Origin of the sequence: Halobaculum roseum, from assembly GCF_019880245.1 — an archaeon.
Lineage (GTDB): Archaea > Halobacteriota > Halobacteria > Halobacteriales > Haloferacaceae > Halobaculum > Halobaculum roseum.
This window is the reverse complement of record NZ_CP082288.1, coordinates 113,695-138,068: the sequence shown is the minus strand read 5'-3', so window position 1 is coordinate 138,068 and position 24,374 is coordinate 113,695. Positions and strand designations below refer to the sequence as shown.

The window sequence follows — 24,374 nt, the reverse complement described above, 5'->3', positions numbered from 1 at the left end:
GATCGTCGTACGCTCCACGAACGACGGAGCCGGAGCAAAGAGACCGAATCGGGGCCGGACTGGACGGTACCGACGGTCGAGGGCGACCCCTGTCAGTCGAAGACGGTCAGTCTCGAAGGGGACGCCGGCTATTCGTGCGTCCGGACTAACACGTCGACGGCCATCGGTCCGTCCTCCGTGACCACGACCGGGTTGAGGTCGAGTTCGGCGACGGCGTCCACCGACGCCGCCAACTCCCCGACGTTCACCAGGAGATCGACGACGGCGTCGACGGACAGCGCCTCCCCGCCGCGGCGGTCGGTCAACAGGTCCGCGAGCGCGGTTCCCTCCACGGCGCGCCGGGCGTCGGTAGGCGAGAACGGCGGAACGAGTGCCGCGCTCTCGTCGAGCGCCTCCACCAAGACACCGCCGGGACCGACGGTGACGACCGAGTCGAACACGTCGCCGGGGGCGACTCCCAGAATGGCCTCGACGCCGTTGTCCACCATCGGCTGGACTAATACGCCTGTTACGTCCGACTCATCGACGTGTGCCAGCGCCGCCTCCCGCACGTCTCGGTACGCCCCGCGGACCGCCTCCGGCGAGTCGAGGCCGAGCGCGACGGCGCCGGCGTCCGTCCGGTGGGGGAGCGCCGGCGAGTCGACCTTCAGGACGACCGGGTAGCCGACGGCCTCGGCGGCCGCGACCGCCTCCTCGGGGTCGGTCGCGACGCGCGTCTCGACGACGGGGACGTCGAAGGCGTCCAGGAGGGGTTCCGCCTCGTCCCACGCGAGGACTCGCCCTCGAGGGAGGTCGAGGTCGGGAGCGTCGAGATCCTCCGCGAGATCGCGCCTGGACGGTCGCCCGGCGACGCGGTCGCGGTCCGCGACGTACGCGGTCGTCGACGCGATCGCGTCCAGACAGCGCCCCGGGTCCTCGTACACCGGCACGGACTCCCGGAGGCGCGCATATGGCGGGGTCACGGTCGGGTCGTCCGGTTCCTTCCGCCCCGTCCAGAGCACGTACACCGGGTCGTCGGCACCCGCGACGATCGACTCTAGATCCTCGGCGATCGTCTCGGCGCGCTCGTCGACCCCCGGAAGACCGATCGCGAAGAGGTAGGCGTCGAATGCGTCGTCGGCCAGCAGCGCGTCGGCGATGTCCGGGAGCACCTCGGCGCCGTACCCGCGGATGTCCGCGGGATTATGGAAGCCGCCGTAGGTCAGTAGCTCGTCGATGTCCAGCAGCGTTCGTTCGGTTCCACCGTCGATGTCGGGCAACGCGAGGTCCCGTTCGTCCGCCATGTCCGCGAGGAGGCTCGCGAGGCCGCCGCTGGTCGAGGCGATACAGATCCGGTCGCCGTCGACGTGGTCGTAGGCGGTGTGGGCGGTCGCCCGCGAGAGCAGGTCGGGAATGTCGGGCACCCGCTGGACGCCGCTTTGATCGAACGCCGCCTGCCACGCGTCGTCCCCTCCGGTGAGAGAGCCGGTGTGTGAGAGCGTCGCCGCCTCGGCGAGGTCGGACTGTCCGATCTTCACCGTCATGACCGGGGTACCGTCGCGGGTCGCCCGCTCGGCGACGCGCATGAACCGCTCGGGGTCCTCGATCCCCTCGACGTAGGTACAGATCACGTCGACGGTGTCCCGCTCGGCGAGATAGGCGACATAGTCCGTGAGCGTCAGGTCGGTCTCGTTGCCGGTCGAGACGATGTGGCTGAAATGGAGGTCCCTGTCCGCCGCACGCTCGAAAAAGGTGGTGAACGCCAGCGCGCCGGACTGACTGACGAGGCCGATCCGACCGGGCTCCGGTTCGCGTGAACAGGTCGACGTGAGCGTCGCGCCCCTGGCCGACATCACGCCGATGCAGTTCGGTCCGACGACGCGGATGCCGGCGTCGGCGGCCGCCTCGGCGAGTTGCGACTCCAAGTCGCGGCCCTCCTCGTCGGCCTCCGAGAACCCGGCGGTGAGGACGAGCGCAACCGGGACGCCCCGCTCGCCGGCCGTCGCGACCACATCGACGACGTACTCTCGCGGAACGCTCACGACGGCGAGGTCGACCGTCTCGGGCACGTCGGCGATGTCGTCGTAACACTCCCGCCCCCAGACCTCGTCCCGTCCGGGATTGACGGGGTACAACGTTCCGTCGAACCCGTATCCGAGGAGGTTGTCCACGAGGTTCCCGGAGTAGAACGAGTCGGGACTGGCGCCGATGACGGCGACCGAGTCCGGGTCGAACAGCGGGCCCAGTTCCGGGACCGTGAGATCGGCGCTCGATAGCGACGGGTCGGTTTCTTCCATGCGGTTCGCTACTCCGTAGACTGGCCTGTACCTGCCCCCGAAGCGACGCCATAGTAATCATTCTTTATCAGGGATCGCACCGATCGGCCCACAACGAGATGGAGATCCGACACGTCGACGCGGTTCCGTTACGTCGAGAGCTCGACGAGCGGTTCGCGAACGCACAGAAGTGGATCGACTCCCGCGAGTACTGTTTGGTTCGGATCGAGACCGCGGACGGCGCCGTCGGCTGGGGCGAGTGCTGGGGGCCGATAGCGGGAACGCGCGAACTGATCGACGACCGGATCGCGGCGGTTCTTCGGGGACGGGACGCCGAACGCGTCGAGTCGGTCCACGGGGACCTCGTTCACGACCTCCGGTCGGCGTACCACTCGACGATCCCGGCGGGCGCCGTCAGCGGTGTCGACCTCGCGCTCTGGGACCTCCGCGGCAAAGCGGCCGGGGCGTCGGCCGCGACGCTGCGCGGGGGGCGCCGGCGCGGCGCGGTTCCCGCGTACGCGACGGGACACTTCTGGCCGCCAGCCGACGAGTTCGAGACGGTCAGGGAGTCGGTCGTCTCGGAGGCGAAGTCCCACGTCGACGCCGGATTCGGCGCACTCAAGATGAAGATCGGCATGCAGCGACACTTCGGCTGGGGGCCGGAGTACGACATCGAACTCGTCCGGGCCGTCCGGGAGGCGGTGGGCGACGACATCGCGTTGATGGCGGACGCGAACCACGCCTACGATCTCCCGGCGGCCCGCCGCGTGGCCGACGGTCTCGCGGATCTGGACATCGAGTTCTTCGAGGAGCCGCTCCCTCCCGACCGGATCGACGCGTACGCACGACTCGCCGAGGACAGCGACGTGCCGATCGCCGGCGGGGAATGCTGGGCGTTCGCGCCCGAGTTCCGGCGCGTGGCGAACGCGGGTGCGGTCGACGTACTCCAGCCGGACGTAACCAGCGCCGGCGGGCTCACGTCGTCGCGCCGGGCCGCCGAGATCGCCCACGCCGCCGGGCTGGCGACGTACCCGCACGTCTTCGGGAGCGCCGTCGCGCTCGCGGCGAGCCTGCAGTTGCTCGCGACGCTCCCGGGATCGCCGCGCCTCGAGTTCGACCGGACGCCGAACCCGATCCGCGAGGAACTCGCGGTCGACCCGATCCGGAACGAGGGGACAGCGGTTCCCGTGCCGGACGGGCCGGGCCTCGGCATCGAGGTCGACCCCGAGACCCTCGCGGAATTCCGGGTCGACTGATCCGCGAACGTTGGTCTCTCACGTCCCGGACGCCATCCCGGAGTGTTCGATGGCGGCGGCGACCCGTACCCGATAGCCGTCGATGCTCGCCGGCGTTCAAATAGGGGGGAGTGAACGGTCACCACGGCTTTTGTGCCGGCCAGTTCAGGTGTGAACGCATGCCACGCGAGATCGAGCCCGGTATTCACTGGATCTACGAAGCCGGGCCGGACAGGACTGAGTCGTGGGACTTGGCGGACCGTGACCCGGAATGGTACGAGGAGGGGCAGGAGGCGTACGTGCCCCAGTGTGCGTACCTCGTCGACGGCGGGGACGAGACGCTGCTGTTCGACACGCTGTCGCCCGCGAGCACCGACGAGATCCTCGCGGCTATCGACGAGCTCGTCGGCGACCGCGGGCTCGATTACCTCGTCGTCTCCCACCCCGACGTCCCCCACGCGGGGAACGCGCTCGCGATCCTCGATGAGCACCCGGAGACGACGCTCGTCGCTCCCGGCTACGGGAACGACCACGAACTCTACCGGCTCGACGACGGGGTCCACGTCACCGAGGGCGACGAGATCGCCCTCGGGAACCGCATCGTCGAGTTCCACGAGGCGACCTTCCTCGACGCGCCCGTCTCGGTGTGGATGACCGAACGGGAGACGGGGACGCTGTTCCCGGTCGACTGGATGGGGTTCACGCACCTCGACAACGAGCGGCTGGTCTTCGTGGACGAACTCGACGGGGAGTTCGACGTCAGTCGGCTCGTCGAATTCCACGGACGGGTGCTGTTCTGGTACCAGTACGTCGACGTCGAGAAGACGAACGCGGAGATAGACGCCCTGATCGAGAAGTTCGACCCGGAGATCGTCGCGCCGGCACACGGGCTCGTCATCCGCGAGGACGCCACCGAGTACATGGAACTCATGAAGGACGTGACGCGCACGATCGACGAACAGGGCCGGGTGGGAACCCTCGGGTGAACGGATGACGGGACACACCTACACGAGCAAGCAGGTGAGCGCACACACCACCACGAGCGAGGAGACGAGCGCACACGCCAGCGCGGAGGGACACGCATGACGGTCCAGGTCACCCCCAGCGTCGAGTGGATCAACCAGTGTTACGAACACGAGGGGGACCACGAACACGTCTCGCTGTACCTCCTTCGCGCGCCGGAGGGGACGGTCCTCGTCGACTCGGGGTCGTTCTACCACCGCGAGGAGATCACCGCCGCCGTCGACGAGGCGACCGACGGCGACGGTCCGGACGCCATCGTCCTCTCACACTCGGACTATCCCCACGCGGCGAACGTCTCGCCGCTGGGCGGCGACACGGAGGACGTCGAACTCGTCGCCTCGTCGGCGTCGCCGGCCCAGCAGGGGCTCCCGGACGCCCGCAAGTGCGACATCGGCGGCTCGCTTACGATCGAGGGCCGGGAGTTCAGCTTCATCGACCCGCCGCTGGCCGACCGGTCACACACGACGTGGATCTACGACCACGGCGACGGCGTCCTCTTCACCGCCGACGGGTTCGGTAACTACCACGACCCCGGGCGATGCGACTACCTCTCGGACGACTTCCCGGAGTCGACCCCGACGGATCGGATCTACGAGTACCATCGCGACAACCTCGTCTGGCTCCGCTACGTCGCCCCGGAGAAAGTCGACCGGACGCTCGACGACATCTTCGCGTCGTACGACGTGAACGCCGTCGCGCCGATCCATGGCAACCCCATCGTGGGCGACGACCTCGACACCTATCGCGAGCGACTCCGCGAGTCGATCGAGCGGATCGCCTCGGAGCACTCGGTCGCGTAGTCCGTCGATCTCGGGGTCGGTAGGCGCCGTGGCTACCGGATCCCGGCAGCTTCTGCCCGCCGGACGATCGTCCGGGCGCGCTCGACCAGCGGCGGGTCGATCATCTGCCCGTCGACGGTGAACACGCCGTCGCCCTCATCGCTCGCCCGTTCTTGCCCGGCGAGCACCGTCTCGGCCCACTCGAGTTCGTCTTCCCCCGGCGTGAACGCCTCGTTGATGACGGCGATCTGGTCAGGGTGGATCGCGAGCTTCCCGTCGAAGCCGAGTTCGACGACGAACTCGGTCTGTTCGCGGAGTCCCTCCGTGTCACTGATGTCGGTGTGGACGGTGTCGAGCGCGTCGACGCCGGCGGCGGCAGCGGCGACGACCGTCCGCTGGCGGGCGTACAGCGACTCGGTCTTGTCGTCGGTGACGGTCGCACCGATATCGGCGGTGAAGTCCTGGTCGCCGTACGCGACAGCCGTGACGCCCGGTGCGGCCGCGATCTCGTTGGCGGCGATGACACCCGCCGCTGTCTCGATCAGCGGGACGATGCCGACGGCTGCAGCGCCGAGTTCCGTGAGTTGGTCGCGGAGAGACTCGACGGGCTCGGCGTCGTTCACTTTCGGGAGGAGGATACTGTCGGGCGGCCGTTCCGGCTCGCCGACGACTGCGGCGACATCAGCCGGCCCCGATAGGTCGTACGGATTGATGCGGACGGCGACGTTCGGGGTAGGGTCGTCCAGGTCATCGAGCATCGACCGGACGGTCGCCCGCGCCCCCTCCTTCGCGGCGGGCGCGACGGCGTCCTCCAGATCGAAGACGACCGTGTCCGCTTCGGTCTCGACTGCCTTCTTCAACATCTCACGGTCGTCCCCGGGCGAGTATAGCAGCGAGCGCTGAACCATGCCGGAGACTCACACCGTCATTGGATAAGATCAATGGGCGATTACGAGGAGTGACGTGGTCGACTGTAAATTGCCTCGGGGTCAAGTCTCGGGGCATCCGCCTCGATTTGGCTGTGAAACGCGGACATCCGTCGCCGTCTACACAGTTTCGTCCGCCGTAGTAGGGAAGTCAACCGTCGCGGGGCGACCGACGTGAGTCGTTCGTGCGTGTGCGCCTTTGGGCGCTCGACGAGTGCGACCGTTCACCCGGTCAGTCGTCGACGGACCCGCTGACCCGTGCGGGCTCGTCCGGCTCCGGTCGCTCCGCCGGCCGGAAACACGCGGCCGAGTGGTCCGGTCCCGTCCACTCGTCGAGCTCGGGCTCCGCGTCCAGACACTCGTCGGTTACCTTCGGACAGCGGGGGGCGAACCGGCACCCCTGCGGTTCCCCCACCGGGTCGGACGGTTTCCCGTCGAGGAAGACACGCTCGCGGCTCCCTCGCGGGTCCGTTTCGGGGACGGCCGAGAGTAATGCCTCCGTGTAGGGGTGCTTCGGGTCGTTCACGACGCGCTCGGTCCGTCCCTGTTCGACGAACTGTCCGAGGTACATGATCGAGAGCCTGTCGGCGATCTGTGTGAGGCTCGCGAGGTCGTGAGAGATGTACAACACGCCGATACCCCGCGTGTTCGCGAGCGTCCGAAGCAGGTTGAGCACCTCCGCCTGGAGCGACACGTCGAGCATCGACGCCGGCTCGTCGCAGATGAAGAAGTCCGGGTCGATAACCAGCGCACGAGCGATCGCGACACGCTGTCGCTGCCCGCCGGACAGCTCGTTGGGATACTTCTCGAGATAGTTCTCGGCGGGAGCCATCCCGACCTGCTCGAGCGTCTCCCGGACGGCCTCGGCCTTCTCGTCCGTCCGGTAGTCGTGAATCGTCAGCGGCTCCTTGACCAACTGTTCGACGGTCAGCCGTGGGTTCAGCGAGTCGTACGGGTTCTGGAAGACGATCTGTAACCGTTGTCGGAACGACTGGAGGTTCCCGTCTTGATAGTACTCGTGTGAGTGACCGTCGAATTCGAACCCGCCGTCAGTCGGATCCTCAAGAAGCGCGAGCGTTTGGCCGAGCGTCGTCTTCCCACAGCCCGACTCGCCGACGACGCCCAGGATCTCTCCACGTGCGACGGACAACGAAACGCCGTCGACGGCGCGAACGTGTGATCCGCCGTCCCTGAGCACCTCGTTGAGGATCTCGCCGCGCTGTTCGTACCACCGGCGGACGCTGTTCGAGATGCCGGTTACCGTCGGCGAGAGGCCGTCGATGGGGAAGCGCCCCAACAGCGACTCCGAACGCTCGTACCACTTGCAGAGGTCGGTGACTTCGAGCAACACCTCACCGTCACGGGATCGTGACCCTTCCGTGGCGCCGCCCCACGTGGAGGCGTCGTCGGCCTCTTGGCGTATCCGTGCGGCTCGATCCGCGTTGTGGCAGGCGACTCGCTGGTTCCGGTACGGGATCGTCTCCACGTCCGGTTCCGTTGTCGCACACCCCTCGCTCGAGAACGGACACCGCGGCTCGAAGACGCAGCCCGTCGGCTCGGTGCCGAGGCTCGGCGGCTTTCCCGGGACGGAGACGAGGTCGTCGGCGTCGTCATCGAGCGCCGGAAACGCGTTCTTCAACCCCATCGTGTACGGATTCGTGGGGTTGAGCAGGAGGTTCTCCACGCAGCCCTGCTCCATGATCTTCCCGCCGTACATGACCGACATCTCGTCGCAGGTCTCGGCGATGACGCTCAAGTCGTGCGTGATCAACAGGAGCGAGCTGTCGGTCTCCTCCTGTATCTGGAGGATGTTGTCGATGATCTTGTCTTGAACGACCACGTCCAAGCCGGTCGTCGGCTCGTCGGCGATGACGAGCTTCGGATCGAGCGCGAGCGCCATCGCGATGACGACACGTTGGCGCATCCCGCCCGAGAACTGGTGGGGATAGTCGTCGACGCGGTCGGGGTCCAGCCCGACCATCTCGAACAGTTCGCGTGCGCGCCGACGGGCGTTGCGTTCCGAGAGCTCCCGGTGCGTCTGGATCGCCTGCCTGATCTGTGCGCCGGCCGTCATCACCGGGTCGAGCGCGTCGATGGCCGTCTGTGGAATGAACGCGATCTCCTCCCAGAGTAGATCCTGCCGCTCCGACGGCGTCAGCGAGCGCAGGTCCCGTCCCTCGAACTCGATCGCTCCCGACTCGATCTCCGCGTGGTCCGGCAACAGCCCCAGGATGGCCTTCGCGGTCGTGGACTTTCCCGAGGCCGACTCACCCGAGAGCGCGTAGTTGATGCCGTCGTCGATACTGAACGAGATCCCGTTCACGCTGTGGAGCGGCCCTTCGCGCGTGTCGTACCGGACCGCTAGGTCGTCGACATCGAGGAGCGTCATCGTCGTCCCGTCGCCGACGACGCCCGGAGGTCGATCAAACCGATCCGAGAGGCATCGAGACAGTCCGAAGACGAACCGATGCGTTCACGCCGAGTCATCCTGGCACAGCGTAGCATGACACAAGTTAAGAACCCTCGGATAGCACTGAGACTCGACACGACAGGAGGGCGCTCGTCCCGTCCGCTATCGGCCACGCGTCGGGAGAGATCACAGGTCGCCCCAGACAGAACCAGAGTAATGATATCCACCGGACACGGCGTCCGAGAGCGCACGTGGTGACCGCGGAGATCCGATCGCTAGTCGGCCGGATCGGCCGCTTTGACGCGATCGTGCTTACCTCCGGACTGTGGTTCCTGAGCAAGTTCGTTCGCTTCGCGTTCCCGCCGTTGTTCGAACGGCTCTCCCGCGTGTACGGCGTTTCACCGGCGGTCCTCGGTGGGGCGTTCAGCGGCCTGCTCATGGTCTACGCGGCGATGCAGTTCCCGTCGGGACTCATCGCTGACAGGGTTAGTTCCGTGGCCGTCATCGGTGCGGGGACCGTACTCGCGGCGGTCGGGGCGCTCGCGCTGGCGGTCGACAGTCCGCTGGTCGTCCTCGTCGGGGCCATGCTGACGATCGGCGCCGGTACCGGCCCGGTCAAGACGGTCGGCATTCGGGTGCTCTCGCGGACGTATCCTAGACAGACCGGGCGTGCCCTCGGCGTGTTCGACACGTTCGGGACCCTCGGCGGCGCGGCGGCGCCCGCCGCAGTCGTGCTCTTCGCGAACGCACCCGGGGTGGTCGGTGCCGGCTGGCGAACGACCTTCCTCGTCGCCGGGATCGTCGGGATCTGCGTCACGGTCGGGTTTGTTGCCCGGGTCCCCCGGCGGCTTCCGGATCCCGAGCCGGACCGGGCCGACACCGAGACGACCGTTCCGATCCGCGAGTACGGGGCGCTGTTTCGGGAGTGGCGCTTCTCCGTGTTCGTCCTCGTCACGACCCTGTTCTCGTTCGCCTACAACGCCACGCTCGCGTTCCTCCCGTTGTACTTCACGCGGGAGGCCGGCCTCACTACCACCACAGCGAGCCTGCTGTTCAGCGTCCTGTTCGCGGTCAGCCTCGTTCAGTTGCTCACCGGGGAGATAAGCGATCGAACGGGGGCGCTCCCGCTCATCGCGCTCACTGTCGGGCTGGCGACGGCGGGCCTCGGAGCGATACTCCTCCTGTCGGACGTCGCTGGACCCCTGATGCTGGGTGGGGCTGTCGTGTGTCTCGGACTCGGCGCACACGGCTACCGTCCAGTACGGGGGGCGTACCTCATGTCGGTCATTCCGACCTCCGTCGCCGGCGGGAGCCTCGGCGCGGTGCGGACGATTCAGATGGTCGCCGGAGCGTCCTCACCCGCCCTCGTCGGCGTCGTCTCGGAGACGGCCGGACTTCGGCCGGCGTTCTGGGTACTCACCGCCGCGCTTCTCGTCGCGACGGGGTTGTCCGTCCTCCTGTGGGTGTTCGACTCGCCCTGACGGCGCGCTCCGACGACTCGGCCGATCGGTACTTTACCCCTCGGGTGTCGTCTGTCTCGTATGTACGGGCGCGAGCGGTTGGCGGAGACGATCGCCGGATCGGAGATCACGGTCGTTCCGGGCGTATACGACGGCATCAGTGCGCGGCTCGTCGAGCAACAGGGCTTCGAGAGCGGGTTCCTCTCCGGTGCCGGCGTCTCCAACAGTCGCCTGGCGCAGCCGGATGTCGGCTTCCTCACGCTGCCGGATATCGCCGACCAGTCGCGCGAGATCACGGATGCGGTCGAGATCCCGGTCTGGGTCGACGCCGACACCGGCTACGGGAACGCGGTCTCCGTCCATCGCACGATCCGGAGGCTGGCCGACGCGGGGGCGGCTGCCGTCATGATCGAGGACCAGGAGTGGCCGAAGCGGTGCGGCCACATGGCGGGTAAGTCCGTCGTCGCGTTCGAGGAGGCCGTCGCGAAGATCGAGGCGGCAGCGGACGCACGCGATTCGCACGCCCCGGACATGCTCCTGAAGGCGCGGACCGACGCGACCGAGCCGGACGGACTCGACGAGGCGATCCGGCGGCTGAACGCGTTCGCGGACGCCGGCGCCGACGTCGTCTTCGCGGACGCGCTGCGCTCGGCGGACGACATCCGTCGCGTCGCGGCCGAGGTCGACGCGCCGCTCTCCGTCAACATGGGGTTCGGCGTGCGTAGCCGCCCGACGACGCCGCTGATCCCGGCCGCACGACTCGACGAGATGGGGGTCGACGTCGTCATCTACCCGCGGCTCATCACCGCCGCGGCGACCGCGGGGATGAAACGCGGGCTGGAGGAACTCTCGACGGCAGTCGGGACGTCCGACGAGTACGAGGCACCCGACGCCGTCGTCGACTGGGAGTACTACACCGACCTCGTGGGGAAGCCGGCGGTCGACGACCTCGAAGAGCGGTTCGCGACCGACGACGGCTGAACCCCCGCTCGGGGAGAGCGATGAACGGATCCCCGGTGACGGTGACCTGTGGTGTGAACCCCCGACGACACAACACCTACGCCGGAGGAACACGAGCCCGACGGCATGGTCGACCAATCGATCCAGGGCTCCGTTCGGGGGACCCTGATCCGCGGCGGAACGAGCCGGGGACTGTACGTGACACCCGAGCAGTTGCCGCCGGCCGGCGAGCTGCGGGACGAGATCCTCATCGAGCTCTTCGGAACCCCGGACCCGCTACAGATCGACGGCATCGGTGGAGGAAACTCCCACACGAGCAAGGTGATGATCGTCGACGAGGCGGACCGGCCGGACGCCGACATCGAATACACGTTCGGGCAGGTCGGGATCGACAACGCGACCGTCGATTGGTCGGGGAACTGTGGGAACCTGACGAGCGGTATCGGCGTGTTCGCCGCGGCGACCGGACTCGTCGACGCTCGGGACCCGGAGACGGAACTGGTCCTCTACAACACGAATACGGACACGTATATCGACCAGGTCGTCCCGATCGCCGACGGGGAACCGGCGGTACACGGCGAGTACCATGTCGACGGGATCCCGGGGACGGGTGCCCGGATCGACTCGTACTTCCGGGACCCGGGCGGCTCGGTCACCGGCCAGACGTTGCCGACCGGTGCGGTCCGTGAGACACTCTCGGTCGCCGGTGAGGACTACACCGTCTTGATCGTCGATATCGCGAACCCCAACGTGTTCCTCCGTGCCCGTGACCTCGGGCTCGAGGGAACGGAGCTCCCCGACACGCTGAACGACCCGGACCTCCTCGACCGACTCGAACTCCTCAGGGGGGCAGCCTGCGAACGGCTCGGTCTCGTCGATGACCGGCGCGACGCCGTCGACGAATGCCCGGCGATCCCCCAGATCGCGGTGGTATCCGAACCGAAATCGTTCAGCACCGCCTCGGGCGAACGTGTCAACGACGACGATATCGATATCACGGCCAGGATCGTGACGACCCAGACACCCCACCACTCGTACGCGACGACCGGCGCCATGTGTCTCGCCGCGGCGACCCAGATCGATGGGACGATCCCGGCGGAGCTTGCTCGGGACGCCGGGGGCCCCAACGTGGTCATCGGCCATCCCAAGGGGAGGATCACGATCGGTGTCGAGGGAGCGACGCGTGACGGGGGAACGACGATCGACCGGGTCCGCGTCGGTCGCACTGCACGACTGCTCTTTGACGGACACGTATACTACCGGAACAGCACGGATTGACATCCTCCTCCGGTTTGAGGACCTGAGTGTAGCTACTGACCCGCCCTACTCCCGTAAGCGGTGGCGGGTTCACAGAAATGCAAGGAGGAAGCCCACGGCTTGAGCCGTGGGAGGAATCCGACAATCCTCGAATCAATCCACGAGCGATAGCAGTCCGACTCCCCAACATCAGCCGTAGATATAAAGAAATAGTCAACTTGTGAAATACGGATGGGGGACGTGATTCGCACTGTCAAAGTCAAACTCGACGTACCTGACGGGCGGTGCGACGACCTCCATCAGACCAAAGACCAGTTCCTCCACTGTGCGAACTGTGTCCCAGTCGCATGATCGTCGTCGCCGCGGAGTCGATCGACGCTGTTAGCGCCGTTTCCGGAGGTCCTCCGACCGAAGTTCGCCCTTCGCGTGCCAGGTTCGGGGTCGACATGCGATCCCGATCGCGGCGGCGTAGAAGGCGCCGACGGTGAGGAGAACGACAGTTCCCGGGACCATCCCGATCGCCGCGGCGTCCGGCCACGGCTCGGACGAGAAGGCCGTAGTTCGGATCAGCCAGGCAGCCAGGAGGACGGCGAACAGCGGGAGGTACACCCGGCGAAGCCGGTGGGCGATCGCCTCCTCGGCCGTGATCTTCAGCGTCGGCGTCCGGTAGTCGTCGCCGAGGCGTTCGCGCCAGTCTCGGTCGGCGAGGCCGCCCTCGGGGTCGAGCCCGTAGGCCCAGACGTTCTCCTGGATGGTGCGGACGCGCGTACGCCAGATGTCGTAGCCGCGGTAGCGACGCGACTCGATCACCAGGAACACCGACAGCGTCGCGACGCCGACGAGGATGATGTAGTGGGGGTTGTCCGGGCTCGTGAACGCCCACGTGAGCAACGCGGCGATGACGACGACGCCCCAGTTCGTGGTCCGGTCGAGGCGCTCACGCCACAGCTTCATCCGGTGGAGCTCACCCCGGTACAGGTGCGCCATCGCCGAGCTCGGTCCCATGTTCTCGTCGAGCAGTCCCCCACCGATGTGGGGGGATACATCGTCACCCGGGGTCGCTCCCGGCCGTGATCCCTCCGTCGGCGTCCCGGCTCCGGTCGGACTACGTTCGGAGTCGACGGTGTTCCCGCCGCTGTCGTCGGCCGGAGCGGCCCCGGTCTCGTCGGCGGCGGCGGTGTCGGCGGTCTCGGGATCGCTGTCAGGGTCGGCCGTCATCGTCGGTCGATCCGCGCGGACTCAGTCGGAGCCGTCGTCGCCACCGAGCCAATTCGCCCTGGGAACCCACCCGATCCGACGGCGACAAGTCCGGCAGCAGTATGTATCATAATGCCCAATACTATCCCGAGCGGTTTATTGGTTGTGTCCGGCCTCGATGGACCCCACGGCACCGTCCATCCGTGACTTCCTTCGGGTGCATCGAACGTTTTTCGGCGAGAGGGTACCCGACAGGCGAACCGGTCGGTTGCTCGGTTTCGGGCGTCGTTCCCGCCGACAACCGGAGAGACGAGATTGTATATTGCACACACAACCCTTATGTCGACGGAGATCGTTGGTATTACCGTACAAATGCCCGATTCGATGTCCGAACAACTCCGACGGGACATGGAGTGCGAGGGGCTGCTCGAGTGCTTTCACGGCCTGAAACAACTCGACAAGGACTGCTTCCAGACGTTGGTGTCGGCCGACTCCCCGCTGACTATCGACGAGATCGCCGAGCGCGTCGACCGGGAGCGCTCGACCGCCTACCGCGCTGTCCAGCGACTTCTGGACGCCGGCTTCATCCAGAAGGATCAGATCAACTACGATCAAGGCGGATACTACCACGTCTACAGTCCGACGGACCCGTCGCAGATCGCCGACGACATGCAGCGTATGCTCAACGACTGGTACGCGAAGATGGGCCAACTCATCGGCGAGTTCGAGGCCAAATACGAACAGCCCGAGCAGGTACCCGCCGAGAACTGACGGCTCGCACGTCGGTTTAGCACCCAAGTCAGCCTCGTCGGGCTGATCGAATCGCCTCTCCCGTTAGTTCTGTTTAGTATTCCCACTAAAGCACACTACTGTGGCGAGAGTACTCGTCCGGAGTCCAAAATGGGGTTCTCCCGTGTGTTCCGAGCATGAGCGGATTGGCATCGATCGGACACACCGCCCGTTGATTATTGTATCCGGTCGCCGACTGGAGGTTCATGGACGAATTCGATTTTCTCGTCATCGGGTCCGGGTCCGGCCTCGACGTCGCGAACGCGGCCGCGAACCGGGGACAGTCGGTCGCTATCGTGGAGAAGGGTCCGCTCGGCGGTACCTGTCTCAACCGCGGCTGCATCCCGTCGAAGATGCTGTTGTACCACGCGGAGATGCTCGAAACGATCGAGCGGGCCGACGAGTTCCACATCGACGCGACCGTCGAGGACGTTGACTTCTCGGCGATCGTCCGGGAGGTAAACGAGGAAGTCGAGGGGGACTCGGCGTCGATCCGGGAGGGGCTTCGGTCGTCCCCGAGACACGACCTGTACGAGGGGGAGGGCCGGTTCGTCGACGACCACACCGTCGAGATCGTCGGCGGCGACGACGACGGAACGCGGATCGCCGCCGACACGATCCTCGTCGCGGCGGGGACGCGGCCGGCGATCCCGCCGATCGACGGGATCGAGGACGTGGACTACCTGACCAGCACCGAGGCCCTGCAACTGGAGACGCCGCCCGACCACCTCGTCATCGTCGGCGGCGGCTACATCGCCGCCGAGCTCGGCCACTTCTTCGAGACGTTCGGGAGCGAAGTGACGATCGTCGGTCGCCGGCCGAACCTCCTCCCGGAGGCGGACCCGGAGGTCGCCGAGGCGTTCACCGACCGCTACGCGGAGCGGATGACCGTCCACACGGGCCACGCCGCGACGGCGGTCTCGCAGTCCGACGGGAGGGTCTCCGTCGAGGCGAAGCCGTACGAGTACGGAGATGAGGGTAATGACGGAGACGATGGCGGGATCGTGGACGACGATCCGGTGTCGGTGACGGGGGACGAACTCCTCGTCGCCGCCGGTCGGACGCCGAACACGGACACGTTGAACCTCGGGGAGACCGGCATCGAGACCGACGAACGGGGGTTCGTCGAGACCGACGAGTACCTCCGGACGACCGTCGACGGCGTGTGGGCCCTCGGCGACATCGTCGGGGAATATCTGCTGAAACACAGCGCCAACCACGAGGCACAGGCGGTGGTACGGAACCTCTTCGGCGACGAGCTCGAAGCGGTCGACTACTCCGCGATGCCGTTCGCCGTGTTCGCGTCGCCCGAAGTCGCGGGCGTCGGCGCGACCGAGGACGAACTCCGGGCGGACGGCCGTGAGTACGCGACTCGAACGTACGCGTACGACCAGACCGCACGGGGAAGCGCGATGAAGGCGGACGGGTTCCTGAAGGCGATCATAACGCTCGAGGGCGAGATCCTCGGGTGTCACATCGTCGGCCCGGAGGCGTCTAATCTCATCGAGGAGGTCGTCGTCGCGATGAAGTCGGGAACGGGGACCGTCCGGGACATCCGTGAGTCGGTGCACGTTCACCCCGCGCTCTCGGAGGTCGTCCAGCGGGGGTTCTCCGGCCAGTTCACACGAGGCGGCGACGGTCACTCACACTGAAGCGAGGTCGGCGTATCGCTGCGACCGACTGTTCGAACGGGTGTCTCGGAGGCTGCCCGGATCACGGCGGTGAGGCCGGTCGCTTGCTCCGATGACAAACTATTATTTGCTGATTCGATATCCAGGTTCGATAGAGCGAAGACTTCCTTACCCAAGAAGACAATATTAACATACGAGGGCGGCAACTATCGAGTGATGACGAGGTCCAACAAGGACTGGTGGCCAGACCAGCTGAACCTAGAGATCCTCGACCACAACGCCCAGAGCGCGGGGCCGGTGGACGAGGAGTTCGATTACGCGGAGGCCTTCCAGTCGCTCGACTACGAGCAGGTGAAGGCGGACATCGAGGACGTGATGACGACGTCCCAGGAGTGGTGGCCGGCCGACTACGGCCACTACGGTCCGCTGTTCATCCGGATGGCGTGGCACAGCGCCGGAACGTACCGGACGTACGACGGGCGCGGCGGCGCCTCCGGCGGGCGACAGCGGCTTCCCCCGCTCGACAGCTGGCCGGACAACGCGAACCTCGACAAGGCACGCCGGCTGCTGTGGCCCGTCAAACGGAAGTACGGCCGCAAGCTCTCGTGGGGCGACCTGATCGTCCTCGCCGGCAACGTCGCGCTCGAATCGATGGGGTTCGAGACGTTCGGCTTCGCCGGGGGACGTGAGGACGACTACAAGCCCGACGAGGCCGTCGACTGGGGCCCGGAGGAGGAGTTCGAGCTGTCCTCCGAGGACCGGTTCGATGAGGACGGGAGCCTCAAGTGGCCGCTCGGCAACACGGTCATGGGGCTCATCTACGTGAATCCCGAGGGACCGGACGGCGAGCCCGACCTCGAAGGATCCGCACAGAACATCCGCGAGTCGTTCAGCCAGATGGCGATGAACGACGAGGAGACGGTCGCACTCATCGCCGGCGGACACACGTTCGGGAAGGTCCACGGCGCCGACGACCCCGAGGAACACGTCGGCCCCGAGCCCGCGGCCGCACCCATGGAGGACCAGGGCTTCGGCTGGGAGAGCGACTTCGGCGAGGGCAAGGGCCCCGACACGATCACGAGCGGGATCGAGGGTCCGTGGAACACCACGCCGACCCAGTGGGACACGAGCTACGTCGACAACCTCCTGAACCACGAGTGGGAGCCCGAGAAGGGTCCCGGCGGCGCGTGGCAGTGGACGACGAAGGACGGCGAACTCGACGACGCCGCACCCGGCGTGCAGGACCCCTCGGACACGGAGGACGTGATGATGCTCACGACCGACGTGGCCCTGAAGCACGACCCTGACTTCCGCGAGGTCCTCGAACGGTTCCAGGAGAACCCGATGGAGTTCGGGATCAGCTTCGCGAAGGCGTGGTACAAGCTCATCCACCGCGACATGGGCCCGCCCGAGCGGTTCCTCGGCCCCGAGGTTCCGGACGAGGAGATGCTGTGGCAGGATCCCCTGCCCGACGCCGACTACGACCTGATCGACGAGGAGGACGCCGCCGAGCTGAAGTCGGAGATCCTCGACACCGACCTGTCGGTCCCGCAGCTGGTGAAGACCGCCTGGGCGTCGGCCTCGACGTACCGCGACAGCGACAAGCGCGGCGGCGCCAACGGCGCACGCATCCGTTTCGAACCCCAGCGTAGCTGGGAGGTGAACGAGCCGGCGGAGCTGGAGAGCGTTCTCGAAACCCTCGAGGAGGTCCAGGCGGAGTTCAACACCGCGCAGTCCGACGACACGAGGGTCTCGCTCGCGGACGTGATCGTCCTCGGCGGCAACGCGGCCGTCGAGCAGGCCGCCGCGGACGCCGGCTACGACGTGGAGATCGCCTTCGACCCCGGCCGGACGGACGCCTCGCAGGAGCAGACCGACGAGGAGTCGTTCGAGGCGCTCAAGCCGCACGCCGACGGCTTCCGCAACTACATCAGCGACGACGCCCCGCGCCGCGCCGAGGACCTGCTGGTCGACAATTCGGACCTGCTGAACCTGTCGGTCAGCGAGATGACGGCGCTGCTGGGCGGCATGCGCGCGCTCGGCGCGACGTATCAGGACACCGATCGCGGCGTCCTCACCGACGAGCCCGGGACGCTGACCAACGACTTCTTCGTGAACCTGCTGACCATGGACACGGAGTGGGAGCCGGTCTCGGAGTCGCGGCAGGTGTTCGAGGGGATCGACCGCGAGACGGGCGAGGTCGAGTGGGAGGCCACCCGCTTCGACCTCGTGTTCGGCTCGAACGCCCGCCTGCGTACCATCTCGGAAGTGTACGCCGCCGAGGACGGCGAGGAGCAGTTCGTCGAGGACTTCGCCGACACCTGGGAGAAGGTCATGCGGCTCGACCGCTTCGACCTCGAATAGCGACGGACGCGACCGACACGCCGACTCCGTTTTCTTTCCGTTCGCTTCCTGAGCGACTAGGTAGCACTGCGGATTCAGTACCGCCCATCCGTCGATAAACCCCGGTCGCGCCCGTCCAACTGGCTACGTGGCCGCCGCGACGTACACGCCCGCGATGTCTGTCTCCTCGACGCGGAGGGTCACCTCCGATCCCTCGCTCGCGGGCTCGTCGGTCACGACCGTCACCGCCTCCACCGGTTCGCGCGCGAGGAACGCCCGGATCCGATCGAACCACGACTGTCGGCCGCCCTTGCGACCGACGAGGACGTGTCGAGCGCCGGCGAGTTCTCGAAGCGCGGGCTGCAGCTGGGCCTCGTCGAGTTCCTCGGGCGCGACGGCGTGTACCACCTCGATCGTGATCGTCTCGGTCACGGTCGTGTGTTCGGGCGCTGTCGCATCCCCCTGTCGGTCCTCGGCGGAGTTCCGAGACGAGTCGACGCGGGCGAAGAGTCAAAGGGGGGTTTGACCGTACGGCGGGCTTATCGTCGCCCTCGGTAACTCCCGATCGTGCACCACAGACGAGCCCTCCTCCGTGCGGCCGGCGTCGTCGGCCTCGCGGGACTCGCCGGCTGTACCGGCCTCGCGAACGGGACGACCGAACGACCGCTCCCCGACGGCGGAAGCGGGACCGACGACGCCGACGGCGGACCCGATGACGGCGGCAACGGGGACGGAACCCGTCCCTCCGACCGCGAGTACCCGCCGGGCGCGACACACGAGGCGGCGATCGCCTCGCAGGACGCCGCGCCGGAGCTTCCGATCAGCCCGCGCGTCTCGCTCGCGAACCCGTACGTGACGGACGGCTCCCCGGTAGTCCTCCGCGTCGATGTCGAGAACGACACCGACGAGCCGGTCGTGATCGGCGAGTACCGGCCCGTCGTCTTCCAGTACGTGCGAAGCGCCGACGGGGCGTTGGTCTGGTATCCACACTCGAAGCGATCGACGGACGGCGAGCCGGACCGCGCGCTTCCGGATCTGGATCTCGCGGACGAGGGGTGCTGGCGGCTCGCCTCCGGGATCGCACAGACGATGGAGTACGGGACCGTCGAGATCCCCGGCGGCGGAACGCTCACGGCGTTCGTCGGGTTGTACGTCACACACGATGCCTCGGGCGTCGATGGCTGTTTCCCGACCGGAACAGCGCGGTTCGAGACGACCTACACGGACCACACCGGCGGGATCGCGGGTGACGAGGAATCGCCGAGCGCGGAGTGGGGCTTCGATCTGGCGATCGAGGCGATCGACCCGGCCTGAGCGGCGTCGCCGTCGCGACCGACGTTCAATCGCGTGCGGCGAGGGTCGACCCGGTCAGCGTCCCGGGAGCGACGCTCGCGTACCGCGCCAGCGCGTCGAAGTGGTCGTCGCAGACCGTCGACCCCGACGTGATCCCTCGAGACGTGTCGTCGCGAAGGTGTTCGTCGACGAACGCCTCCGCGACGAGCGCGAGCCGTCCGTCGGGGCCGCTCCCGTCGTCGACGGCGAGCGCGTCGTCGGCGCGAGCGAGCAGCAACGCGGCCGTCACAACGTCGTATATCAGGTTCGCCAGCTCCTTGGCGTGGTACTGGGCGTACTCGGCGTCCTCGGTCGCGAGCGTTCCGAGCGACGCCTGAAGCGCCTCGAACGACTCCCGGATCTCCTCCGAGAGCGCCGAGAGCCGGTCGTCGTCGACGGCGAGCAGTTCCGAGACGAACGGGATCAACGCCTCGTGGGCGCGCTCGCGTTCGAGCACGCGAAGCACGTCCAGCGAGATCACGTTCGAGGCGCCCTCCCAGATCGGGAGCACCTGCGTGTCCCGGAGCAGGCGCGGCGTCGTGTGCTCGCGGACGTACCCGTTCCCGCCGAGGATCTCCATGCAGTAGGAGGCGATTCCGACGGAGTCACGGGCGGTCCGGTACTTCGCCACCGGAACCAGGAGGCGCATGAGCTTGAACGCGCGATCCGCGTCCGACCCCGTGTCGTCATCCGACTCCACCCCCCGTTTGTACTCGTTGTACCACCGCGCCGCCTCGAACGAGAACGTCGCCGCCCCCTCGTACTCGACGGTCAGCTCCGCGAGGTCGCGCCGCATGAGCGCGTGTTCGTCGAGCCGCTTGCCGAACGTCTCCCGGTCGGCCGCGTGCACCTTCGCCTCCAACAGCGCGCGGCCCATCACCCCGACGGCGCCGGTCGCGTTGGTGAGCCGCTCGTAGTTCATCATCTCCGCCATCAGCCGGAAGCCGTCGCCCTCCTCGCCGATCAGATACCCCGTGGCGCCACGGAACTCGATCTCCCCCGTCGGCACCGACAGCGTCCCCAGCTTGTCCTTCAGGCGGCGAAACAGCGAGTCGTTCACCTCGCCGTCGACCTCGCGGGGGACGAGAAACAGCGACAGGCCCTCGGTCCCGTCCGGCGCGTCGGGCGTCCGTGCCAGCGCGAGCGCCCCCTGCGCGTCGATGTTCGAACAGAACCACTTCTCCCCGTACAGGCGGTAGGTGCCGTCGTCGGCCGGCTCGGCGCGGACCTCGTTGGCGCCCACGTCGCTGCCGCCCTGCTTCTCGGTGAGGAACATCGCCCCCTCGATGTGTTCGTCGATATCGTCGTTGGTCAGACGGTCGAAGTACTCCTCACAGTCGTGGTCGGCCGCGTCGAGCACGATCGCCGCACCGGTCGTCATCGACGCCGGACAGGTGAACCCGATGTCGCAGTACGACAACAGCGCCTGCATCGCGAGCGCGTGCGTATAACTGGCCGGTTCGCCGCGTCCCGGCGGCGCGTGAAACGGATCGTGCGTGAGCCGGAACTCCCCGTAGACGACCCGCTCGTTCTCCCGCTGGTCGGGGTGGTACTCGACCTCGTTTACGATCTCGCCGTCGGCGTCGTATGTGTGCAGTTCCGGCGGATGACGGTCTATCCGGTCGGAGCGGTCGGCGATACCGTGGCCGCACGCGTGTCCGAACCGTTCCAGGATCGGGCTCGCCCACGAGAACTCATCGCTCGGGTACGCCCGCTCGACGGCGGCCCGCAGCGTCGGGTCCATCCGCCAGTAGTTGCACTCGCGACCCGATGTGAGGTCGCCGTAGTCGATGGGGCCAGTTGACATGCACCACGCTCTCGGTCCCGGTCGTATCAACGTTACCGTCGGGAAGCGAGTCGGGTCCCGCGCCGCGGCGAGCCGGGGTCGCCCTACTCGTCTTTCCTGACCGTTATCACCGGGACGGGCGCCGACCGGACGGTCTTCTCGGCGACGCTGCCCAACGTGATCCGGTCCGTTCCGCGGCGGCCGACCGTCCCCATGACGACGGCGTCGATGTCCTCCTCGTCGATGGTGTCGAGGATGCCCTCCACCGGGCTCCCCCGTTCTCGGTGACGGATCACCTCGTCGATGTCGTACGCGTCGGCCCTGGAGACGACGTCGTCGAGGGCCTCGTCGGCCGCTTCCGTCCCGTACTCGGCCGCCTCGGCCGACCGCACGTCGAAGCCGAGCGACCGGTCGTCGACGACCGACAGCGCGTGGACGGTCGCGCCCAGCGCCGACGCGAGCGCCAGCCCGTGCTCGACGGCGGCGGTCGCCCCGGGGCTCCCGTCGGTCGGAAGGAGGACGTTCTCGTAGGGGAACGCGAGCCGCTCGTCCGGTTTCATCCGCGCAGTCAACACTGGTACCGACGAGAGCCGGACGACTTTCTCAGTCACGCTGCCGAGAAGGAACCGGGAGATGCCCCGTCGACCGTGCGTGGACATGACGATCAGGTCGTGTCCGTAGCGCTCGGCGTACTCGGGTATCTCGGAGGGCGGGTTCCCCTGTATCACGTCCGTCTCGTAGCTGACTCCCTTCGACACGAGCACGCGCTCGGCCTCCTCGACGACGGTTTCCCCCTGTTCGACGAGCGCGTCCACGGTTTCGCCCCCGACGACGGTCACCGAATCGCGCGTGGTATCGGCGACGAAGAGGACGTGCACCGTGGCGTCCGCTGCGTCGGCGATATCGGCGACGTGGTCGAGGACGGCCGTCGCGCCGTCGCTTCCGTCGAACGGGACGAGGATGTCATTGTACATGGTTGATCGGCGAACCGTACTCTCCGCAGTCCGTAATGGTTTGTCCCCGCTCGCTCGGGGTCGTCCGTCGCGATCACGGGCCTCGCCGGCAGATATATAATTGTCGTTCGTGATATATCTACCACGGAGCGTGATGGTTGTGAACACACCACCTGCAGGCGGGACGGATCGGGCGCCCCGAAAGCGGTCCCCCGGCAGTTCCCCTTCAAATCCCCGAGCGGCCGTCGGACACGCCCTCTGCGCAGCCGTCGGGTTCGTCGCGACGATCGCGTTCGCCGTCGTCTTCTACTCGGAGTTGGTGACCGTGATCGGAGGACTCCAGCCGGAGCTGTTGACGACGACCGCGTTAGTCTTCGTCCTCTTTTGGGTGTGGGCAGGGATCTGGACGGCGGCCGAGGCTGCGTGGGAATGGCGATCCAGACGGACCCGGCTAGAACGGTAGCGATCCAGTGACGGTAGTCGGGATGCGCGCCGTCGATACTCCCGAGTTCGAGCCCACGGTCGGTCCCGAGCCACCACGAGACGCCGGTGCAATTATATTCCGATCGCGGGCAGGTCGGGTATGGCGAACGACGAGCGACCGACGGACCCGGTCGACAGCGACTCCGCGGGCGTGACCCGAGATGGTGCCGAGGGGGTCGCGATCGCGTGTCTCCGCGCCGGCATCGAGGCCGCCCTTCCCGAAACGGTCGTCGCCGACGCCATCTCGCTCGACGGCGACGCACTCACCGTCGGCGACGCGACTTACGACCTCGGGGCGTACGACCGGGTCGTCGTGGTCGGCGGAGGAAAGGCGGCCGACGGCGCGGCGGCGGCACTGGAGTCGATCCTGGGCGACCGGATCGACGCGGGCACGATCGTCGTCGACGACGCGGGGGGCTCTGTCCCCGAAGGCGATCCGGATGGGTCGCGAAACGAACGGGTCGAACGAGCGGTCGGCGGGCATCCCGTGCCCACGAGCGACGGCGTCGAGGGGACCGAACGGGCGGTCGAGTTGGCCCGGTCGGCCGGCGAGGACACGCTCGTGCTCGCGGTGATCGCCGGCGGCGCGAGCGCGCTGTTCGCGGCGCCGGTCGACTCGGTCGGCCTGTCCGCGTTGCGAGAGACGACGGACGCGCTGTTGAGCGCCGGCGCCGACATCGACGAGATCAACGCCGTCCGCAAGCACCTCTCGCGGGTGAAGGGGGGCCGGCTCGCGGCCGCGGCCGCACCGGCGACGGTCGTCGGGGTCGTCCTCAGCGACGTGGTCGGCGACGACCTCGGCGTGATCGGGAGCGGGCCTACCGCCCCGGACGGCTCGACGTACGCCGAGGCCCTCGACGTGCTCGACCGATACGGGATCGACGCGCCGACGGCCGTCCGCGACCACCTGGAGCGCGGCGCCCGGGGCGCCGAACCCGAGACGCCGACCGCCGACGCAACCGCCTTCGACCGGGTCGACACGCACGTGGTCGCCTCCGCGGCGACCGCGCTGGATGCGGCCGCGTCGGCCGCCGCGGACCGCGGATACGACCCGCTGATCCTGTCGAGTCGCATCCGCGGGGAGGCTCGCGAGGCGGGCGTGACACACGCCGCGATCGCCGAGGAGATGGTCGACTCGGGCAACCCGGTCGACGGGCCGGCGGTCGTCCTCTCGGGCGGCGAGACGACGGTGACCGTCGCGGGCGACGGAACGGGCGGGCCGAACCTCGAATGTACCCTCGCAGCCGCCATCGAGTTCGCGAGCCCCGACTCGCCGGTCGCCGGGCGGTCAGTCGCGTTCCTCGCGGCCGACACGGACGGCCACGACGGCAGTTCCGACGCTGCCGGGGCGGTGGTGACCCCGCAGACGATCGCGGACGCGGCCGACGCGGCGGACGCACGCGCCGCACTCGACGAAAACGACGCGCTCCCCGCGTTGCGCGAGCGGAACGCGGTCGTCACGACGGGCGCGACGGGGACGAACGTCAACGACTTCCGGGTGATCGTCGTCGGAGCGTAAGCGGGGACGGACCCAGACTGCCGTCCGTCGGTCGGG

18 protein-coding genes are annotated in these 24,374 nt (G+C 67.7%); 11 read left to right on the top strand and 7 right to left on the bottom strand.

What is annotated here, in order from left to right:
• Positions 1 to 128 precede the first annotated feature (128 nt).
• Positions 129 to 2,276 (bottom strand): acetate--CoA ligase family protein, encoded by a 2,148-nt coding sequence (locus K6T36_RS17040; protein ID WP_222923925.1) that lies wholly within the window; start codon positions 2,274 to 2,276, stop codon positions 129 to 131.
• 98 nt (positions 2,277 to 2,374) lie between these two features.
• On the opposite strand from K6T36_RS17040, the gene K6T36_RS17035 reads away from it, so the two are divergent.
• From K6T36_RS17035 to K6T36_RS17025, 3 genes are all read left to right on the top strand, one after another.
• On the top strand, positions 2,375 to 3,511 hold the full coding sequence (locus K6T36_RS17035; protein WP_222923924.1) for a mandelate racemase/muconate lactonizing enzyme family protein: 1,137 nt from the start codon (positions 2,375 to 2,377) through the stop codon (positions 3,509 to 3,511).
• A 158-nt stretch (positions 3,512 to 3,669) separates the two neighbouring features.
• Entirely contained in the window at positions 3,670 to 4,476 is an 807-nt protein-coding gene (locus tag K6T36_RS17030; RefSeq protein WP_222923923.1) for an MBL fold metallo-hydrolase, read from the top strand.
• Between the two features lie 96 nt (positions 4,477 to 4,572).
• Positions 4,573 to 5,313, top strand: coding sequence for an MBL fold metallo-hydrolase (locus K6T36_RS17025; RefSeq protein ID WP_222923922.1), 741 nt, complete (start codon positions 4,573 to 4,575; stop codon positions 5,311 to 5,313).
• Between the two features lie 32 nt (positions 5,314 to 5,345).
• Here the strand turns inward: K6T36_RS17025 and K6T36_RS17020 are convergent, their stop codons facing one another.
• Both K6T36_RS17020 and K6T36_RS17015 read right to left on the bottom strand, forming a co-directional pair.
• Positions 5,346 to 6,200 carry an HpcH/HpaI aldolase/citrate lyase family protein gene (locus K6T36_RS17020; RefSeq protein ID WP_222923921.1) on the bottom strand — a complete coding sequence of 285 codons (855 nt, stop codon included), beginning with the start codon at positions 6,198 to 6,200 and terminating at the stop codon, positions 5,346 to 5,348.
• Positions 6,201 to 6,450: 250 nt separating this feature from the next.
• Positions 6,451 to 8,607, bottom strand: a complete 2,157-nt coding sequence (locus K6T36_RS17015; RefSeq protein WP_222923920.1) for a dipeptide ABC transporter ATP-binding protein — start codon at positions 8,605 to 8,607, stop codon at positions 6,451 to 6,453.
• Positions 8,608 to 8,879: 272 nt separating this feature from the next.
• Here K6T36_RS17015 and K6T36_RS17010 point away from each other — a divergent pair, with 272 nt between their 5' ends.
• The 3 genes from K6T36_RS17010 (at position 8,880) to K6T36_RS17000 (ending at position 12,326) form a co-directional block, all read left to right on the top strand.
• Complete coding sequence (locus K6T36_RS17010; protein WP_390182338.1) at positions 8,880 to 10,109, top strand: MFS transporter; 1,230 nt, start codon at positions 8,880 to 8,882, stop codon at positions 10,107 to 10,109.
• Between the two features lie 60 nt (positions 10,110 to 10,169).
• Complete coding sequence (locus K6T36_RS17005; protein ID WP_222923919.1) at positions 10,170 to 11,069, top strand: isocitrate lyase/PEP mutase family protein; 900 nt, start codon at positions 10,170 to 10,172, stop codon at positions 11,067 to 11,069.
• Between the two features lie 105 nt (positions 11,070 to 11,174).
• Positions 11,175 to 12,326: a PrpF domain-containing protein gene (locus K6T36_RS17000; RefSeq protein WP_222923918.1), complete on the top strand. Its 1,152-nt coding sequence runs from the start codon at positions 11,175 to 11,177 to the stop codon at positions 12,324 to 12,326.
• A 360-nt stretch (positions 12,327 to 12,686) separates the two neighbouring features.
• Here the strand turns inward: K6T36_RS17000 and K6T36_RS16995 are convergent, their stop codons facing one another.
• Positions 12,687 to 13,523, bottom strand: a complete 837-nt coding sequence (locus K6T36_RS16995) for a DUF2270 domain-containing protein (RefSeq protein ID WP_222923917.1) — start codon at positions 13,521 to 13,523, stop codon at positions 12,687 to 12,689.
• A gap of 351 nt (positions 13,524 to 13,874) precedes the next feature.
• Here K6T36_RS16995 and K6T36_RS16990 point away from each other — a divergent pair, with 351 nt between their 5' ends.
• The 3 genes from K6T36_RS16990 to katG all read left to right on the top strand — a co-directional run bounded on the left by K6T36_RS16990 (position 13,875) and on the right by katG (position 18,286).
• Positions 13,875 to 14,273 (top strand): helix-turn-helix domain-containing protein, encoded by a 399-nt coding sequence (locus tag K6T36_RS16990; RefSeq protein ID WP_222923916.1) that lies wholly within the window; start codon positions 13,875 to 13,877, stop codon positions 14,271 to 14,273.
• A 224-nt stretch (positions 14,274 to 14,497) separates the two neighbouring features.
• The gene (locus K6T36_RS16985) at positions 14,498 to 15,943 is read left to right on the top strand and encodes a dihydrolipoyl dehydrogenase (protein WP_222923915.1); all 1,446 of its coding nucleotides are present in this window, start codon (positions 14,498 to 14,500) and stop codon (positions 15,941 to 15,943) included.
• 195 nt (positions 15,944 to 16,138) lie between these two features.
• A complete protein-coding gene (gene katG, locus K6T36_RS16980) occupies positions 16,139 to 18,286 on the top strand; it encodes a catalase/peroxidase HPI (protein WP_222923914.1) in 2,148 nt (715 codons plus the stop codon).
• A gap of 123 nt (positions 18,287 to 18,409) precedes the next feature.
• On the opposite strand, the gene K6T36_RS16975 is transcribed toward katG, so the two are convergent.
• A complete protein-coding gene (locus tag K6T36_RS16975; protein WP_222923913.1) occupies positions 18,410 to 18,697 on the bottom strand; it encodes a DUF7526 family protein in 288 nt (95 codons plus the stop codon).
• Between the two features lie 135 nt (positions 18,698 to 18,832).
• On the opposite strand from K6T36_RS16975, the gene K6T36_RS16970 reads away from it, so the two are divergent.
• Complete coding sequence (locus tag K6T36_RS16970; protein WP_222923912.1) at positions 18,833 to 19,579, top strand: hypothetical protein; 747 nt, start codon at positions 18,833 to 18,835, stop codon at positions 19,577 to 19,579.
• A 25-nt stretch (positions 19,580 to 19,604) separates the two neighbouring features.
• On the opposite strand, the gene K6T36_RS16965 is transcribed toward K6T36_RS16970, so the two are convergent.
• Together K6T36_RS16965 and K6T36_RS16960 are read right to left on the bottom strand one after the other, a co-directional pair.
• The gene (locus tag K6T36_RS16965; protein ID WP_222923911.1) at positions 19,605 to 21,404 is read right to left on the bottom strand and encodes an acyl-CoA dehydrogenase family protein; all 1,800 of its coding nucleotides are present in this window, start codon (positions 21,402 to 21,404) and stop codon (positions 19,605 to 19,607) included.
• A gap of 83 nt (positions 21,405 to 21,487) precedes the next feature.
• Positions 21,488 to 22,357 carry a universal stress protein gene (locus K6T36_RS16960; protein ID WP_222923910.1) on the bottom strand — a complete coding sequence of 290 codons (870 nt, stop codon included), beginning with the start codon at positions 22,355 to 22,357 and terminating at the stop codon, positions 21,488 to 21,490.
• Positions 22,358 to 22,919: 562 nt separating this feature from the next.
• Here K6T36_RS16960 and K6T36_RS16955 point away from each other — a divergent pair.
• Positions 22,920 to 24,338 (top strand): glycerate kinase type-2 family protein, encoded by a 1,419-nt coding sequence (locus tag K6T36_RS16955; protein ID WP_222923909.1) that lies wholly within the window; start codon positions 22,920 to 22,922, stop codon positions 24,336 to 24,338.
• Positions 24,339 to 24,374: the final 36 nt, after the last annotated feature.